The 17,764-nt window shown below is 26.3% G+C and carries 22 protein-coding genes and 1 other annotated feature; of the genes, 13 read left to right on the top strand and 9 right to left on the bottom strand.

From position 1 onward, the window contains the following. Positions 1-119: 119 nt before the first annotated feature. Entirely contained in the window at positions 120-1,292 is a 1,173-nt protein-coding gene (locus HF520_RS08470) for an amidase domain-containing protein (RefSeq protein WP_243155131.1), read from the top strand. Between the two features lie 177 nt (positions 1,293-1,469). Next, a complete protein-coding gene (locus tag HF520_RS08465; protein WP_168573608.1) occupies positions 1,470-1,670 on the top strand; it encodes a cold-shock protein in 201 nt (66 codons plus the stop codon). Between the two features lie 83 nt (positions 1,671-1,753). On the opposite strand, the gene HF520_RS08460 is transcribed toward HF520_RS08465, so the two are convergent. Continuing rightward, positions 1,754-2,530, bottom strand: a complete 777-nt coding sequence (locus HF520_RS08460; RefSeq protein ID WP_168573607.1) for a hypothetical protein — start codon at positions 2,528-2,530, stop codon at positions 1,754-1,756. 176 nt (positions 2,531-2,706) lie between these two features. Here HF520_RS08460 and HF520_RS08455 point away from each other — a divergent pair, with 176 nt between their 5' ends. Continuing rightward, positions 2,707-3,135: a CBS domain-containing protein gene (locus HF520_RS08455; RefSeq protein WP_168573606.1), complete on the top strand. Its 429-nt coding sequence runs from the start codon at positions 2,707-2,709 to the stop codon at positions 3,133-3,135. A 65-nt stretch (positions 3,136-3,200) separates the two neighbouring features. Here HF520_RS08455 and HF520_RS08450 read toward each other — a convergent pair whose 3' ends face one another. Together HF520_RS08450 and HF520_RS08445 are read right to left on the bottom strand one after the other, a co-directional pair. After that, positions 3,201-3,956 (bottom strand): peptidylprolyl isomerase, encoded by a 756-nt coding sequence (locus HF520_RS08450; RefSeq protein ID WP_168573605.1) that lies wholly within the window; start codon positions 3,954-3,956, stop codon positions 3,201-3,203. A 104-nt stretch (positions 3,957-4,060) separates the two neighbouring features. Further along, positions 4,061-4,477, bottom strand: a complete 417-nt coding sequence (locus HF520_RS08445; protein ID WP_168573604.1) for a hypothetical protein — start codon at positions 4,475-4,477, stop codon at positions 4,061-4,063. Positions 4,478-4,618: 141 nt separating this feature from the next. Between HF520_RS08445 and HF520_RS08440 the strand changes: the two genes are divergently transcribed. Further along, a complete protein-coding gene (locus HF520_RS08440) occupies positions 4,619-4,879 on the top strand; it encodes a TIGR03905 family TSCPD domain-containing protein (RefSeq protein WP_168573603.1) in 261 nt (86 codons plus the stop codon). A gap of 49 nt (positions 4,880-4,928) precedes the next feature. Here HF520_RS08440 and HF520_RS08435 read toward each other — a convergent pair whose 3' ends face one another. Beyond that, positions 4,929-5,384 (bottom strand): hypothetical protein, encoded by a 456-nt coding sequence (locus HF520_RS08435; protein WP_168573602.1) that lies wholly within the window; start codon positions 5,382-5,384, stop codon positions 4,929-4,931. Positions 5,385-5,678: 294 nt separating this feature from the next. Between HF520_RS08435 and glpK the strand changes: the two genes are divergently transcribed. Further along, positions 5,679-7,187 (top strand): glycerol kinase GlpK, encoded by a 1,509-nt coding sequence (gene glpK, locus HF520_RS08430; protein ID WP_168573601.1) that lies wholly within the window; start codon positions 5,679-5,681, stop codon positions 7,185-7,187. A gap of 73 nt (positions 7,188-7,260) precedes the next feature. Here glpK and HF520_RS08425 read toward each other — a convergent pair whose 3' ends face one another. After that, positions 7,261-7,605 carry a RidA family protein gene (locus HF520_RS08425; RefSeq protein WP_168573600.1) on the bottom strand — a complete coding sequence of 115 codons (345 nt, stop codon included), beginning with the start codon at positions 7,603-7,605 and terminating at the stop codon, positions 7,261-7,263. 195 nt (positions 7,606-7,800) lie between these two features. Between HF520_RS08425 and HF520_RS08420 the strand changes: the two genes are divergently transcribed. After that, the gene (locus HF520_RS08420; protein WP_168573599.1) at positions 7,801-9,072 is read left to right on the top strand and encodes a Gfo/Idh/MocA family protein; all 1,272 of its coding nucleotides are present in this window, start codon (positions 7,801-7,803) and stop codon (positions 9,070-9,072) included. Positions 9,073-9,146: 74 nt separating this feature from the next. Here HF520_RS08420 and HF520_RS08415 read toward each other — a convergent pair whose 3' ends face one another. Further along, positions 9,147-9,551, bottom strand: a complete 405-nt coding sequence (locus HF520_RS08415; RefSeq protein WP_243155234.1) for a regulatory YrvL family protein — start codon at positions 9,549-9,551, stop codon at positions 9,147-9,149. Between the two features lie 239 nt (positions 9,552-9,790). Between HF520_RS08415 and HF520_RS08410 the strand changes: the two genes are divergently transcribed. Next, on the top strand, positions 9,791-10,699 hold the full coding sequence (locus tag HF520_RS08410) for a S66 peptidase family protein (RefSeq protein WP_168573598.1): 909 nt from the start codon (positions 9,791-9,793) through the stop codon (positions 10,697-10,699). A gap of 140 nt (positions 10,700-10,839) precedes the next feature. Beyond that, positions 10,840-11,430, top strand: a complete 591-nt coding sequence (locus tag HF520_RS08405; protein ID WP_168573597.1) for a DUF3867 domain-containing protein — start codon at positions 10,840-10,842, stop codon at positions 11,428-11,430. Between the two features lie 47 nt (positions 11,431-11,477). Here HF520_RS08405 and HF520_RS08400 read toward each other — a convergent pair whose 3' ends face one another. After that, positions 11,478-12,119, bottom strand: a complete 642-nt coding sequence (locus tag HF520_RS08400; RefSeq protein WP_168573596.1) for an isochorismatase family cysteine hydrolase — start codon at positions 12,117-12,119, stop codon at positions 11,478-11,480. 149 nt (positions 12,120-12,268) lie between these two features. After that, positions 12,269-13,648, bottom strand: coding sequence for a YjiH family protein (locus tag HF520_RS08395; RefSeq protein WP_243155130.1), 1,380 nt, complete (start codon positions 13,646-13,648; stop codon positions 12,269-12,271). 100 nt (positions 13,649-13,748) lie between these two features. Next, positions 13,749-13,965, bottom strand: a binding site (T-box leader). 220 nt (positions 13,966-14,185) lie between these two features. Here HF520_RS08395 and HF520_RS08390 point away from each other — a divergent pair. Continuing rightward, on the top strand, positions 14,186-15,010 hold the full coding sequence (locus HF520_RS08390; RefSeq protein WP_168573595.1) for an SEL1-like repeat protein: 825 nt from the start codon (positions 14,186-14,188) through the stop codon (positions 15,008-15,010). 190 nt (positions 15,011-15,200) lie between these two features. Then, positions 15,201-15,461 carry a hypothetical protein gene (locus tag HF520_RS08385; RefSeq protein ID WP_168573594.1) on the top strand — a complete coding sequence of 87 codons (261 nt, stop codon included), beginning with the start codon at positions 15,201-15,203 and terminating at the stop codon, positions 15,459-15,461. Between the two features lie 212 nt (positions 15,462-15,673). On the opposite strand, the gene HF520_RS08380 is transcribed toward HF520_RS08385, so the two are convergent. After that, positions 15,674-15,946: an ArsR/SmtB family transcription factor gene (locus HF520_RS08380; protein WP_168573593.1), complete on the bottom strand. Its 273-nt coding sequence runs from the start codon at positions 15,944-15,946 to the stop codon at positions 15,674-15,676. A gap of 240 nt (positions 15,947-16,186) precedes the next feature. On the opposite strand from HF520_RS08380, the gene HF520_RS08375 reads away from it, so the two are divergent. The 3 genes from HF520_RS08375 (at position 16,187) to arsD (ending at position 17,764) form a co-directional block, all read left to right on the top strand. Then, the gene (locus HF520_RS08375; protein WP_168573592.1) at positions 16,187-16,582 is read left to right on the top strand and encodes an ArsR/SmtB family transcription factor; all 396 of its coding nucleotides are present in this window, start codon (positions 16,187-16,189) and stop codon (positions 16,580-16,582) included. Between the two features lie 12 nt (positions 16,583-16,594). Further along, complete coding sequence (locus HF520_RS08370; protein ID WP_168573591.1) at positions 16,595-17,338, top strand: metallophosphoesterase family protein; 744 nt, start codon at positions 16,595-16,597, stop codon at positions 17,336-17,338. Between the two features lie 117 nt (positions 17,339-17,455). Beyond that, positions 17,456-17,764, top strand: coding sequence for an arsenite efflux transporter metallochaperone ArsD (gene arsD, locus HF520_RS08365; protein ID WP_168573590.1), 309 nt, complete (start codon positions 17,456-17,458; stop codon positions 17,762-17,764).

Genomic DNA, 17,764 nt, shown 5'->3' with positions numbered 1-17,764 from the left:
ACAATTTACTAATTTGTAAAATTTTTTTATAACTAATTGTATATAAGTTAATTGGATATAATAAGATAAACATATTTTATAAACAAATCGGATGTACTATTTGTTGGGAGGTGCTTTGTTTGAAATTACTCAAGAATAAAAGTGAGTACATCAAAAAATTAACAGTATGTTTATTCTTAACTTTATCATTAGGAATGAGCGTGTTTATTAGTAAAGGTGTATATAATGAAGAAAAAAATATAAAAGAAGAGGTGCTAGAGTCAAGTAAAATAGATGCTAATACTATTAATGAGCAAAAAAATGAAAAATATAAGGTACTACTAGAACATTTATTTGATTACAGAAATAAGGCTATTTTAGACCAAGATACAGCTATATTAAAAGAATTATATGATACAAGTAAGAAATTTGGATTATGGGCATATGAGCATGAAGAAAAGAAAATGAAATATATACAACATTGGTCCGAAAAGCAAGGTGTTAATTTTAATGACATAAAGACTAGAGTTATAGTGAAAAAAATTAAAGAAAAAGAAGAAGGATTGTATGGAATAATATGTACTGTATCTACAGAGTATAAATATTCTTATAAAAACAATCCAGAAGTATCTAATATGTTTAGAATTGGTACATATCATTATCTAAATGTAGTAGTAAGAGATGATCAATATGTAATAGTAAAAGAATGGTATACAGATCCATTTGAAGATTCCTTAAATTTAGAAAATATCAATTCAGATGAAATTAGGGAATATATACAATGTCATGAGAAACCTGAGATTAAGCTTACAGAAGAGCAAAAGAAAGCTATGGATTACGCTCACCAATACTGTGGAGCTGCAGCTGATGAAGAATATGGAATGAAGTTTAATAAAGATTACAGAGATTATAACCCAGAAGGTGGAGACTGTGCTAACTTTGCTTCTCAGATTATGTTTGAAAGTGGAAGATTTAAGAAAAATGATACTTGGAACTACTATAAAGGAGAGGGAACTAAAGCTTGGGTAAATGCACAAGGATTTAAAAATTACATGGTATATAGTGGTAGAGCACAATATATAGCAAAAGGTGCTTATCAAGATGTATATAAAGATGCTTATAATTTAAGACCAGGTGACTTTGTAGCTTATGAAAAAGGTGGAAGAATAACTCACATATCTACTGTAACAGGGTTAGACTCTAAAGGATATCCATTAGTAACTTGTCATAATACCGATAGACTATTAGTTCCTTGGGACTTAGGTTGGAGTAATAAAGCAATAAAATTTCATCTTATAAAAGTAAATTATTAAAATGTTTTCCTAAAGTCTAATATAAGCTGAAAACAGCTTATATACTGGATTTTAGCATTTAGAAAAAAATAGTATAAAATTAATATTATTTGACAAAAATGAAAATACATGGTAAAATTATAACAAAGCTAAAAAGACTTAGCTGAATAATTGTGTGTTTTTTAGGAGGATTTATTAATGAAGACTGGTGTAGTTAAATGGTTTAACAACGAAAAAGGATTTGGATTTATATCTGTAGAAGGTGAAGGAGATGTTTTCGTACATTTCTCAGCTATACAAGGTGAAGGATACAAGTCTTTAGAAGAAGGACAAAGCGTTCAATTCGACGTAGTTGAAGGTGCAAAAGGTCCTCAAGCTTCTAATGTAGTTAGATTATAATTAAAAATTCATATATATTAGTTTTATTAACTATAAATCTAGTAGTATGTCAAGAAGCCGCTAAAATAGCGGCTTTTATGCATTTATATATTTTTAATTAATCCTATATTTTCAACGAAATTAAAGCCTTTTTGATTAGTTAAAATATTGTATAGTTCTTCTGATGTATATTTAGGAAAGTTATCTATACATTCTTCTAAAGAATCTTCTAATTTATCAAATTCGTTATACATTTCAAATGTAGCTGAATACTTCTCCATTTCTTCTCTTAATATATCAATATCAACTAGTAATTCTATCCATGAAGAATCTAATTTTTTGCTTAAAACCATAGATTTAATACTAGATAATAGCTCTGATTTATCTTTAATAGGAATAATTAAATCCTTATTTTGATTAGCATTTTTTACGTAAGAAACTAAATCTTTTGACATATTTAATAAGTTATTTTCTACAAATTTATCAAAATTTTCTTTATTAAATTTACTATGAATATCTTCTATAAATATTTCTTCCATATTGGCCTCCCATAATCTTAATGCATAACTATTACATCTTGGATTTTTTAGAGGATTACCTAAGTGGTCAAATAATCTAGGGTAAGTATAGTTAAAATGCTTTGATATTTCTACTCTATAAAAATAACCAGCATCTCCAGTTGGCATTAAATTTATTATAAAATCATCTAAATCACTTCCCATATATACATGAGTAGATTTAAAAATGCTAATAATACTGTTTAGGTTACTTTCATTAATATTATCAATATTATTTTCTTTAGCTATTTTGTATATTTTATTCTCATATACTTTTTTTAGCATATTTTCTAACTCTATACTATAATCATAACAATACTGCATGTTTTAGCCTCCTAAAATGAATATAGTATACATATACCCAGAAAAAAATATTTGAAATAAAAATTTAAATAAAATAGCAAATATGATAGAATTAAGATGTAAAAGAAAATAAAATATATGTTTTTATGAACAAATATATATAAATCCTTATATTAATTATTTGGAGGTGTAGTGTAATGAACATATTATTTTTTTTAACACCAAAAAGTGAAGTTGAATATATATATGAAGACTACACAATGAGGCAAACTTTAGAAAAAATGGAATATCACAGATATTCTTCTATTCCTATAATAAACAGGGAAGGAAAGTATGTAGGCACTTTAACAGAAGGAGATTTACTTTGGACATTAAAAAATGATTTTTCATTAGACCTAAAGGGAGTAGAGGACATTCCTATAACAACAATAAAGAGAAGAAAAGACAATGCTCCAGTATCAATAGAGGCGAATATAGAAGATTTGATTTCAAAGTCAATGAATCAAAACTTTGTACCAGTAATAGATGATAATGAAACTTTTATAGGTATAATAAAAAGAAGAGATATTATTGATTATTGTTACAAGAAAATGAATAGTGAAGACAATAATAATATAACTACATAGTTAGAAAAATATAAAGCCTAGTAAAATTTACTAGGCTTTATATTTTTTTATTGATTATTTTTATATTAGTCGTTGAATTTAACTACATCATTATACTTAGTCTTTAATTCGTTATACTTGTTAGTATAAGCTTGACTTTGTTTTTGATAAGTTAAAGCTTTTTCTATTTCAGCCTTAACTTCTGCATACTCAGATTGTCCACCTTTATTTCTATCTTCTAATTTTATTAAGTGGTATCCAAATTGAGTTTTAACTGGCCCAACTACTTCACCTTTGTTCATAGTGAATACAGCATCATCAAACTCAGGAACCATTTGTCCTCTTTCGAATGTTCCTAAATCTCCACCTGCATCTTTAGATGGGCAAGTTGAATGTTCTGTAGCTGCAGCTTCAAAAGTAACCTCTCCAGAATTTATTTTACCTAATAATTCATTTGCTTTTTCTTCAGTATCAACTAATATATGTTTAGCTGATGCAGTATCAGGCTTAACAAATCTCTCTTTATTAGCTTCGAAGAAAGCTTCTTTTTCTTCTTCAGTTAAAGTAACACTAGTTAAAACTTTGTTCATAGCGTATTGCTTTAACATATTTTCTTGAACTCTCTTTAATTCATTTTGGAACTCTTCATCTTGCTCTAAGTTATTTTCTTTAGCTTCCATGTATAATAATTCTTGATTTACTAAATCTTCTAATATTTGTTTTTTACCTTGTTCAGAGTTGAAGTGAGCAGCTTGATAAGGATCTAATCCTCCTAATATTGCTTCAACGTCTAAATTAGTTATTTCTTTTTGTCCAACTGTTGCTAAAACTTTTTTTTCCATGGTAATTAACTCCTTTATATGTATTTATTATTAATATTCGCCTTTAATATAAATAATATCAAAAAAAAATATATATGTCTAACATTTCCAGTATATCAAATATATTAGTAGCAAATTGCAATAGATGTCAATAGTAAGGCTGATATAATTCCAACTACGCCTTCTTCATTTTTAAATTTAAAGACCATTCTACATGAAAAATAAAAATAAATTAATATAGATATAAATTTTAAGTATAAAAGAGTTATGTTAGTAGGGAATAATAAAAATGTAGATAGAGTAAGCATATAAGATGTTGATGTACTTATTCTATAATGCAACTGTATATTTTTTAATTCCTTATATCTTATAGAATGTACTATTATTAAAATTATATAGATAGACACAACTATAGTGTATATATAGAATAAGGTTAACTCTATAATTGAATTTTGTATAAAGATCCACTTATAACATATTATTGGCCAAAATAATAAAGTTAAAAACCTAAAGTAGCTTTCGTAGAAATTTTCTTTATCCAATATTACACATCCTTTCAATAACTTATTATAATCTATAAGTAAATTAAAGCATATAAATGAAGTAAATACTAGGATTATATATCAATAAATATCATTAATAAAGTTTACTTGACATAGTTTATTACATAAGGGGGTGTTTTTATGTATAGATATTATACAAAAGGTGTTTGTTCAAAATCTATATTGATGAATATAGAAGGAGATATATTAAAGGATGTTGTTTTTGAAGATGGATGTGCAGGAAATCTAATAGCATTAAAACATCTTATAGAAGGGAAAAGTATAGACAATATAATTGATGCGCTAGAGAATATACCATGTAAAGATAGAGGAACTTCATGCCCAGACCAATTAGCTAAAGCATTAAAAATATATAAAAAATACGTTTATGAAGCTGAATAAATACATATAAAAATGGAATGCATGATGCATTCCATTTTTATATAAGATATTATTGTTTATTAACTAATATTGCTATCTTTTGATCTGGATTATAGCTTATTTGGATTAATTGATTTTTTCTGATATGCTCTAAGTCTTCTCCACCGTAAGCAATTTGTAATTTTACAGGTAATTTACCTTGCTTTATTATAGCAACATAATCTTTTTTACCTTTTTTCTCTAAACTAATTAAGTTACCAACATAAGGTTTAAAGTTTTGATATTTTTCTCCAGCTTTCTTTATGTAGAAGTAAGTTCCGATCGCTATTAATACGTTTATACCAAAGATAACCCAACCGTTAATATTTGCAAAAGAACCAACTATGATTACAATAAACATAAGAACTATAGGTAAAATTGCTTTCTTTAATAGTAATTTTCCCATAATCTCATTAGCTTTTTTCTCAGGTGCACTCATAGTCTTAGATCTGGCAAATGATTCAGCAAACTTGTCTTTTAAACCCATATTAATCCTCCTAATTTTAAATCAATATTTAATTATAATAACGTTTTTATGATTGAAACTAAAAATTTATACTATTAATATTATGTTCAATCTGCACATTTAAATTTACAATAAAGCAAATGAAAATATATTTTATATTCTATCACAAAATATAGGAAATGGAAATAGCTATTATTAATAGGGATAAGATTGAACTTGTTAAAAGTTTGTAGTGTATAATATATTTTAAATTTATGGTAAAATATAAAAAAGTATTTTTTAAGCGCAAAGAAAATTTCATTTTAGGAGGACGGTATGGAAAAAAAATATATAATGGCATTAGACCAAGGAACAACTAGCTCTAGAGCGATACTGTTCAATAAAAAAGGTGAAATAGTAGAAACTGCACAAAAAGAATTTACACAAATATATCCTAAGGCTGGGTGGGTAGAACATAATCCAATGGAAATTTGGGGTTCTCAAAGTGGGGTTATGAGAGAGGTTATAGAAACAGCAGGTATAACTCCAGATGAAATAGCAGCAATAGGAATAACAAATCAAAGAGAAACTACTATAGTTTGGGATAAAAATACAGGCAAACCAATCTACAATGCAATTGTTTGGCAATGTAGGAGGACTTCAGATATATGTAACAGTTTAAAGGAAAAAAACTTAGAGCACGTTATAAAAGAAAAAACAGGACTTTTAATAGATGCTTATTTCTCTGCAACAAAAATAAAATGGATATTAGATAATGTTGAAGGTGCTAGAGAAAAAGCTGATAATGGAGAACTATTATTTGGTACAGTGGATACATGGCTTATATGGAAGTTAACTCATGGAAAGGTACATGTTACTGATTATTCTAATGCATCTAGAACTATGATGTACAATATTAAAGAATTAAAATGGGATGAGGATATTTTAAAAGAATTAAATATACCTATATCAATGTTACCGAAAGTTAAGCCTTCTAGTTATATATATGGCCATACAGATGAGCAGATGTTAGCAGGAGCACAAATACCAATAGCAGGATGTGCAGGAGATCAGCAATCGGCATTATTTGGGCAAACTTGTTTTGAAGAAGGTAGTGCTAAAAATACTTATGGAACTGGTTGTTTTTTATTAATGAATACTGGTGAAAAGTTAGTTGAATCTAAAAATGGACTTATAACAACAATAGCTTGGGGAATTGATGATAAGATTCAATATGCTTTAGAAGGAAGTATATTTATGGGTGGAGCATCGATTCAATGGCTTAGAGATGAACTTAGAATGATTAAGAGTGCTAAAGATAGTGAAACATATGCAAATAAAGTAGAAGATACAAATGGTGTTTATGTAGTACCAGCCTTTACTGGTCTAGGAGCACCATATTGGGATATGTATGCAAGAGGAACGGTTCTAGGTCTTACTAGAGGAGCTAAAAAAGAGCATTTGATAAGAGCTACATTAGAATCAATTGCTTATCAAACAAAAGATGTTATAAATGTAATGGAACAAGATTCAAATATAAATTTAAAATATTTAAAAGTAGATGGTGGAGCTAGTAGTAATAGTTTCTTAATGCAGTTTCAATCAGATATATTAAATATAAATATAGATAGGCCAGAGATAGTAGAAACTACGGCATTAGGAGCAGCATACTTAGCAGGTCTAGCTGTTAGATTTTATAAAAGTAAGGATGAAATAACTTCAAAATGGAAGGTAGAAAAAGAATTTTCTCCAATTATGGATAAAGATAAAAGGGAAAAACTTTATAAAGGTTGGAAAAAAGCAGTATCAAGATCTCTACAATGGGCAATAGAAGATGAAGAGTAAAATGTAATGAATTAAAAAAAGAGTGCCTCGACTAATAAAAATTTATGTTGAGTCACTCTTAATTTTTATTAAATTATTTAGTAGCTGCAACTATTGATATTTCAACTAATAAACATTCCCTAGCCATTTTAGCTTCGACACAGGCTCTCGCTGGTTCATGTCCATTTTCAGTCCAGTTATCCCAAACTGAGTTCATATCAGCAAAATCATCCATAGTTTTTAAATATATAGTTGCTGATAATATGTGGTTTTTATCTGAGTTATATTTTTCTAATAAAGATTCTATTTTACTTAATACACCGGCAGTTTGTTCTTTTACATCACCTTCAGCATGAACTTGACCTGATAGGTATATTGTATTGTTATGTACTACAACAGAACTCATTCTGCCATTTCCTTCATATCTTTTTATTTCCATAATAAATGTCCTCCTAGGATATATTATTAATTATAAATTTTTACAATTAAAATTATAATACAAAATATTATAATAATCTAGGTGGTGATAAAAGAAAAATATAGGGTTTATTGTAAGTAATGGATAAAAATATACTATAATTAATTTATAGAATTAAATATAATATATTTTATATTATAGAGAAGGGGAATTAATATGGGGAAATTAAAAATTGCAATAATAGGGGCTGGAGTTAGAGGAACTCATGTATATGCGCCATATATTTTAGAAAATACGAGCTTATGTGAAATAGTTGCAGTAGCAGAAACTAAAAAGGGAAGAAGAGATTTATTTTCTAAAGTATATAATATAAAGGAAGAACTTATATTTGAAAGTGCAGAGGATTTTTTCAAAGAAGACAAAATATCAGATGCGGTAATAATATCAACTAATGATGATAGACATTATAATCTAACTAAACTTGCTTTAGAAAAAGGGTATAATGTTTTATTAGAAACTCCTATGGCGAATAGTTTAGATGGATTAGTTAATTTAAAAGAAATATCCAAAATACATGATGATAAGGTATTTATGATATGTAATTCTTATAGATACACAGTTTTTTTTAATAAATTAAAAGAGATAATAGAAAGCAAAGAACTAGGAAATTTGGTAAATATAGAATATAACAATAGTATAGGTTATACGAATTATATACATAAATATGTAAGAGGTAACTGGCGAAATAGCAGTGATACAAGTCCTTTAATATTAAGTGAGAGCTGTCATGACATGGATATACTACTATATCTTACAGGTAAAAAATGCAAGAAAATATCTTCATTTGGCAACCTAAAGCACTTTAATAGTAATAGTTTTAGACTTAGTTTAAGTGAAAATTGTTATCTTTGTAGTGAAGAAGAATTTTGTCCTTATTCATGTAAAAAATCATATCTAGAAAATGAAAGTATATATAATCATGCAGTACATATTAAACCGACTAAAGAAAATCTAGATACAATATTAAAAGAAGGACCTTATGGAAGGTGTGTATACAGATGTGATAATAATGTTGTTGATAATATGGTTTGTATAATGGAATTTGATAATAACATTACAGCTACTTTTAATTTGTCAGCATTTACAAAAGATCATAATAGAAATATAAGGCTAATGTTTACTAATGGTGAAGTAGCTGGAAGCTTTAATGAAGGAGAAATAAAAATTAAAAAGTTTTTGGAGAAACAAGAAAGAATTTTAAAGTTAGAAAACAATAGCAGTGGAACTTTAAATGTTTTAAATAAATTTATAAATTCAATAAAAGAAAATATTAACCTTGAGAAAAATGTCAAAGAATCTTTTGATAGTAATGTACTTGCATTTGCAGCTGAGTATTCAAGAGTAAGTGAAGAAGTTGTTTATGTTGAAGAATTTTTAAAAGGTGCAATAGATATTACTAAAGAAATTGAAAATACATTAGCTTATTAATAATTTTAAGTAATTAATAAAAGGAAGTATATCAAAATCTCCTAAAAATAAGGATATTTTGTGAAACTTCCTTTTTATTTGTTAATATCATTTTCATCATGGTTATTAGAATTTCTGTTCTCATAATTAGTATCTTTATCAAAGAAATCTACACATTGCGATAATAGGTATGATAGTATAGCAAATAATATTTCAGTATGAATTGGAATACTTATGGAATTCATAAATACATCAATTATGGCCATAGTAATAAAAGTTAGAGTTATATCCAATAAGGATTCTATAATTTTATAGATTGTATAAGGTAGTCTATTAACATATCTAAAAACATCTAATAAAGAGGTACATAAAAAATCAATAGGACTTCCTATTAAGAAATATATAGCAAAGAATAATATTACAGAGCCAACTGAACTATATTCAAATCCTAAAAAAGATAAGAAACCTATACCGATAAAAGTAAATAGAACAAATGATATTACAAAGAATAAAAATATAAATAATGCTAAATAAATTATCTCCCAAAAAGGAATTTTATTTTTATTAGATATTTTAACACCCCCTTCTTAAGCTAATGATACTATATATTAGTTTACCATAAAAAGGTAAAATTATATAAAACAAAGTTGAACTCAAAACTTTATAGTAATATCATCTTAATTTTAAGTATAGAATAATTATGACTAAATAGATACTAAATTAGGGGGAGGAGTTTAATTTGATTTTACCTAAAACTTTAAATTTGGGGGATACTATAGGGATAATAGCTCCTGCAGGTGACTTAAGAGGGTCTACAATTGAAGAAATAAAATTAGCTATAGAGTCTTATGGATACAAAGTTAAGATAGGAAGAAGTTGTAATTTAAGATATAGAGGATATTTAGCAGGAAATGATGAAATAAGAGCTTGTGATTTAGAAAATATGTTTTTAGATGATAGAGTAGATGCCATAATGTGTTTAAGAGGTGGATATGGCTCTACTAGAATTTTAAATATGATAGATTATGAAATAGTTAAAACTCATCCTAAGATATTTATAGGATTTTCAGATATTACAGCTCTCCATATTGCCTTTAATCAAAAATGTAATTTAGTAACTTATCATGGAATTATGGCAAATAAATCTACAACATGGGATGAGTTTTCATATAATTCACTTATTAAGGCATTAAATTTTAAAAAGGAAATGCTAGTGAAAAACCCAGAAAATATAGAAATAAATACTTTATATGGAGGAACTGCAAGAGGAAATATTATAGGTGGCAATCTGTCAATAATTGCTTCTACCTTGGGAACTGAATATGAAATTGATACTAAGGATAAAATATTATTCATAGAAGAAATAGGAGAATATATATATAGAGTTGATAGATTATTAAACCATTTAGACTTAGCGAATAAATTTAAGGATTGTAAAGGAATAATATTTGGAGATTTTGCAGACTGTAGAAAAAGTAGTGAAAGTGATTGTGATTTAATAGAATTACTAAGAGAAATTGCTAATAAATATAAAAAACCAGCTGTATATAATTTGAAATCTGGACATTGTGCACCAATGGTAACGGTACCTTTAGGAGTAGAGTGTATAGTAAAAGCAGATATAGGAATTATAAGTTTGAAAAAATAATATAAATATCCTCCTATAATTTTTTTAATTATAAATAATGTAGAAAATTAATTTTAGAATAAGAGGTATGAATATATATTTATTTGTCGTAAATATGTTATAATTTTATACAAGTAAAATTTTTACTAGGAGGAATAGATATGTCTGATGATAGAATAATTGATTTTAATGAATTAAAAAATAAAGTTAAAGATACTGATGTAGATAAATTTGAGCAATATATATATAATTTATATTTTTCTGTAATGGATGGAAGAATGAGTATGGCAGAGTTTTCAAGAAAAATATTTGATTATATGAATGATAATAATATATCTCAAGAAAAGTTTATGAATATTCAAAAGAAGTTTATGGAACGATATGGAATGGATCCAGATGAAGTAGAAAAGCAACTTAAAAATTTTGGAATAGACCCATCAACATTAAATATGGGAAGTATTGATCCAAGTAACATGAGTGAAGAGCAGTTAAATAATATAAAAAAGACTGCTGGTTTTTATGAAAGATACGGTATGAAGATTCAACCTAAAAGTTGCATAAGTACAAGTATAAAAAATGATAACAATGATATTGATATAGTAATAGATCAAGAAAAAGTCATACTTTATAGTAACAAGAAAATAAATTTAATGGACGCTGAATTAAATGAATTTTTACTGTCTTATAAGAATATGTTTAATAATAAAATAAGAGTAGTACTTTGCGAAAGTTGTACCGAATACGATTATTAAAATAAAAGGGCTTACCTAAGAAATTAGATAAGTCCTTTTATTTTTAATTAATCAAGGATTATATCTTTTACAACATTAATACCATTTTGTATCATACTATTAAAGAAAACGATATTAGATAGATCTCCACAGTGTATCTGAGGTATATCGTATGTATCAACTAAATTCATTGGAACGATTATATTTTTGTTTATATTATTATGAACAAAATATGTTTTTAAAGTGATAGCAAGTTGATAAATACAAATATCAGTACAATCACCTACTATAATAATGTTATCAACATTATCAAAGTTAAGATTTTCTAAGGCAAAGAATCCATTGGTTGAATTTTTAGGTAATATTTGAATATTTTCTATATATTTTAATTCATCTATTACTGCACTTTCAATATCTCCTTCTAAGCAGTGGACTGGATAGTTTGAAAATTCTAAGCATTCTTTAGGATGACTGTCTGTTAGAGCAACTATTTTATTTAATTTAGATGATAGCTTATTTGATAAATCAGATATTGGATTAATTAAAGCTTCAATTCTAGGTGAGTATAAAGCACCACTTCTTGCAAAACCATTGTTCATATCCACTATAAATAAATCAGTTTTATCAAGTTCAATAGTAGATATTTTTAAATCTGATAAGTTGTCTAAGTTATTTTTTAATATTTCTAATTCTTTAATTAAATTATTCATAAAACCCCCCTATTATTAAACTTATTTATCTTATATATTATACTACAGTAAATACTGCTGTAAATACAATAGATTGTTTAATTAAAACAATATAAGATTATTATACGTAAAAAGACTATTTCTATAATTAGAAATAGTCTTTTTATTTATTATTTAAATATTAATTTTGCAATTATTGTTATTATAGGTAATGCTATTGATGTTCTTATTAAGAATATTACGAATAAGTCTTTTAATTTTAATGGTATATCTGACTTTAATATTACGGCTCCAGTTTCAGTTAAGTATATTAACTGAGTTATAGATAATACGCCTATTATAAATTTAGTAACTTGACTGATGTCATTTCCTGATACCATTATTGATGGTAAGAACATATCAGCAAATCCAACTAATACAGCAGGAGCAGCAGCTACAGCATCTGGTATTTGAAGTAAGTTAAGAATAAATACTACAGGTATAGATATTATGTGGAAGAATGGAGTAAACTCAGCAACTATTAATGCTAGTGTTCCCCAAGCCATTACTAAAGGAAGTAATCCTATATACATATCTACAACAGTTTTACATCCATTAACTAATATACTCTTAACTGTTGGAGCTGATTTAGCTCTTTCTATAGCTTTTTCTAATCCAAATTTAAAAGTGTTAACTCCTTTTGGAACTATATCTTCTTTTAAATGAGGTACATTGTTATAAGTTTTATTTGTAAATCCTCTCAATGGATATATACGAGGCATTATTAAAGCACAAGCTAATGATGCTATGCATACTGTTCCATAGAAAGGAACAAATAGTGGCATAAATCCAAGTTGGTCAGCTATTACTGTTGAGAAAGGTAAAGATACCAGTGAGAAACAAACTGAAATAATAGCGGCTTCTTTAGCAGTATAAAAACCTTGCTTGTACTGAGTATTAGTTATCATTATTCCTAAAGTTCCATCTCCTAACCAAGAAGAAACAGCATCAATTGCAGAACGACCAGGAACTTTAAATAATTTATACATGAATTTAGAAACCATAGTTCCGAATAAATCCATAAGACCAAAATCAACCATTAATGGAAGTAGGAAGCCAGATACTAAGAATATTGCAAGAAGACTTGGTAAAAGTCCTATCATAGTAGCTCCAGTAACTTCTGATTTTATAAATTCAGGACCAAAGTCAAATAAAGTCATAACTATAAAAATTGCACCTAAAACTCTACATATTAACCAAAAAGGTGAAACATTTAATAAACTCCTTAAGAATTCATTTTTTATATTTATAAATTTGCTACCAACAGATAATACTGCAGATAAAACTATTACAAATAAAGCTATATATTCTAAATAATTAGCGCCAGCTATCTTAATTAGTTCAGCTAAAAATCCTATACCTATGTTATAGGGTGATAGACCTTCTAAAGGTACTAAGTCTCCATAAGGAATTGGGATAACAAATAAAAATAATCCTAATAATGACGGGATTAAAAATTTAAATAAATTACTATTTTGAGAATCTATACTTGATTTAATCATCTTTTCCATAATTTCCTCCTTTAAAATAATTGTTTGTTAATATTAAAAATTAATTTTTGATTTATATTATTTTGCAAAATAAAAATAAAAAAGTCCCTTGGTTATAAAACCAAGAGACGAAATTTCCGCGTTACCACTCTCGTTGATAAAAAAATATATATAATTTTATCCACTCAATCTCTTAAGGCGAGAACACCTATTATCATACTACTATTTCAAATAATATTCTCCAAAGCTCTCTTCAATTAAATTTCAATGCTAAGCTTCCACCATCCTTAGCTCTCTATAAAATTCATTTAACCTACTATCTTTTTCACAGAATTTAAAATATTGACTTGTAGATATAAATATAAAGTAATCAATAACGAAAGTCAATAACTATATTAAAAATATTTTATAGTTAAAATTTTCTGAAAAATATAAATTATAAAAGGATATAGCAAATTTAATTAAAAGGTGATAATAAGAATTAAAACCTAGTAACATAAAAAAAATAAAAAAATAAAATATAGTATGACAGTATAGTTTAAATATGGGGGAGAAGCTATGGCTATAAATAAAATTTTTAGAGAAATGTTTAATGAGCAAAAAAGAAAGAATGAATTAGAGCAGCAAAAAGAAATAATTAGAAGGGCATTAGAGGATCAGGGGAATATGGTTAATGATTATGATAGAGCTATGGATCTTTTGGAAATTGAAGCTTATGAGGATGCAATACCACTTTTAATTAAATGTGCAGAAAAAAATAATGCAAGTGCACAATATGAGTTAGGTAGACTCCTAAAAGAAGGTATAGGTACAGAAATAAACAAAGAAATTTCAAAAGAATATTTGATGAAATCATATAAAAATGGATACAAGAAGTCAGGTGCTCTTTTGAGAGAAATGAGACATGAAGAAAATGAAAATTTTGATAAAATAGTTGATACAGAATATGAAACCATAATTAGTGATTTAGGATATAAAATAGATATGCCAAAAAATTGGGTAAAATTAGAGTCTAAAAATAAACATTGTTTTGATACTATAGCTATTGATGTTGTAGATGGAGATGTTATTTTCAATATAAAAATGCAAGTTTTTTTAATTGAAATACCTGAGAATATGTCTTTTTGTGTAGATTTAGACAGGGTAGCAAATAATATGGGATGCATAGAATCTGTAAGTTTTAACAATGGAAACTGTAATGGTAAATTAATTTGTGGAGAAGGACTAGATGGAACTTGCAACTATTTGTTTATAAGTAAGGGAATGAGAGGAGTTTATGATGTAAGAGTAATTGTTGATAAATATTTAGATCCTATTTATGAAGAGGTAATTGACCATATTATATATAGTTTTGATATATTAGATAAAATTCCAGAAAAATGATTTATATTTAATATAAGTTTTAGATGATTAGTATAAATTTAAATTAACAAAAAGTTCTCTTATTTAATAAAGAGGACTTTTTGTTAATTTAAAATATATAGTTTATATATAAAATGTAGATAGATGTAAAATTATAGACTATGTTATAATTAAAATAATAATATTTAACGTTTTTGGAAGGAGAATAGTAGTGAAGGATATTAGTTTTAAATCGAGAATAAATAAAATGGCTATAGTATCATTAGTAGGATGTATGTTTTTATTTTTAGCTATTTTAGGAGTTATACTAAGAAATAATTACATATTTATAGGTTCGCTTATAGTATATATAGGGGCTAAAGTTATTGGGAATATTATTTGGAGATGCCCTAACTGCAAAGCTAAGCTACCAAAAGGACAACATCCTAATACTATGAAGAAGTGTTCTCATTGTGATTGTGATTTATGTTAATTTTCAATCAAAAAATAATATATTACAAAAATAGAGTATAGAATCTATTAATGTAAAGAGAAAAATAAAACCGCTATAAATAATATATAGTGGTTTTATTTTTTATTATATAAAAAATTGATATATCATTTGAAATAAAAATACCTAAGTATTAAGAATTTACATAATAAAAGTATCAATTTTTTTGATTTTAAAAAGATAGGTTAGAAAATTTATAAAAATAATTTTTGAATGATTTCATAAGTTAATACTCTTGAAATTGTATCTTTATTAACAGAGTAGAAATTCCATTTTCCTTTAGATGTCTTATTTATAAGGTTTGCAGAAAGTAATAATTTTAAGTGATAAGAGAGCTTTGATTGAGATATATCAAATATATCTGTTAGCTCACAAACACAAACACTTTCAGCTGAATATAGTTTTTTTAATATGTTTAGTCTTATAGGATCAGATAAAGCTTTAAAAATCAAATCTATGTTGTCCATGTTAATACCTCCAATATTATACACATATTATAACAAATATTCTATTATTAATTACATTAAATAAATATTTATTTAGAAATATTCGGTAAGAATATATATTTTTATGAAGATAATACATTTATAAATAATAAAATAGTCGATAATAAAATCAAAAAAAATTGATTTTATAGTTTACAAAAAAGATTTTTCTACATATCATATGATTAAAAGTGAATATGTTAATATGAGAAAGGAGACGTTATGAATACTGTACAGATGTTAAAAGCATTAGGAGATGAGACTAGAATAAGAATAGTAAATATTTTAAGAGATGGGCCTTTGTGTGTTTGTGAAATAGAGTCGATACTTGAGATTACTCAATCTAATGCATCAAGACACTTAAGTAAATTAATGAATGCAAATATAGTGACTTGCTATAAAGAAGCAAAATACGTTTATTACAAACTAGATGAAGAAACTTTAAATAAATATAGTTTTATAAAAGTTCTTTTAGAAAATGAATTAGATGAAGATGAAAAATTAAAAAATGACTACGATATTTTAATGGGATATAGGCAAGCTGGATTAAATTGTGAAAATGTATCTAAGGTTAAAGATATAATAAGCAAAATAAACGAAAGAAAATCATCTAAATAGGAGGATACACAAATGAGAATAGCAGTAATATCAGATATACACAGCAATATATATGCATTAGATAAGGTAATAGAGGATATAAAAAATAGAAATGTAGATATGATAGTCTGTACAGGAGATTTAGTTGGATATGGAACTCGTCCAAATGAAGTTATACATAGGATTAAAGAAGAAAAGATACTTACTATAATGGGGAATTATGATGAAGCAATAGGTAACTTTAAGATAATATGTGGCTGCGATTATCCTGACCCAAAGGATGCTGAAAAAGCTAGTCTTTCAATGAATTTTACAGGTCAAGAAACAACACTAGAAAATAAAGCTTATCTAAGAAATTTACCTAAAGAAGCAGTATTTACTTTTAGCAACAAAACTATAAGATTTGTACATGGAAGTACAAGAGTTATAAATGAGTATTTAAAAGAAAACTCAAAAGAAGCAGATGAAGTTATGAATGAATTAGTTGAAGATATACTAGTTTGTGGTCATACTCATATACCATATACTAAATATTATGGTGAAAAACTACTTGTAAATGCAGGAAGCGTTGGTAAGCCAAAAACTAATAGACCTGATGCAAACTATGTAATTATAGATATAAAAAATGAAGATGAGTTAGTAAAGACTTCTTCAAGTGTTGAAGTTGAAATAGTTGAGGTAGCTTATGATTTTGAACAAATAGCAAAAGAAATTGAGGATAATGAAATACTGCCAAATGATTTTGCAAGACTTATAAGAGAAGGTAGTTCAAAGTAAATAAAACAAATTATTGGGGGATATTTACTATAAATACCTAAAACATTAGATAAGTTGGTTTGTGAAGTAAATTATTAAATAAATAAAAATCTAAATATAAAAATTGGAGTGATGAAAATGAAAATAGAAATATTTGAACCTACAATGTGTTGTTCTACAGGGATTTGTGGTCCTAGCGTAGATGAAAACTTAGTAAAAATAAGCGAGAATATAGAAATACTAAAAAATGAATTTAAAGGATTACTTGTAGAAAGATATCAGCCACAAACTCATTCAATGAAGTTTATGGCTAATATGGAAGTAGGGAAACTTGTAAGAGAAAATGGTCAAAAGATACTTCCAATAACAGTTTTAAATGGAAAAGTAATAAAAACTGGAGCATATCCAACATTAGATGAATTAAAGTCAAGTTTAAGAGGTTATTAG

It is taken from the genome of Romboutsia sp. CE17, assembly GCF_012317385.1.
In the GTDB taxonomy this organism is placed as follows: domain Bacteria; phylum Bacillota; class Clostridia; order Peptostreptococcales; family Peptostreptococcaceae; genus Romboutsia_E.
Note: the sequence above shows the minus strand (reverse complement) of the source record. Positions and strands in the feature narration are given on the sequence as shown.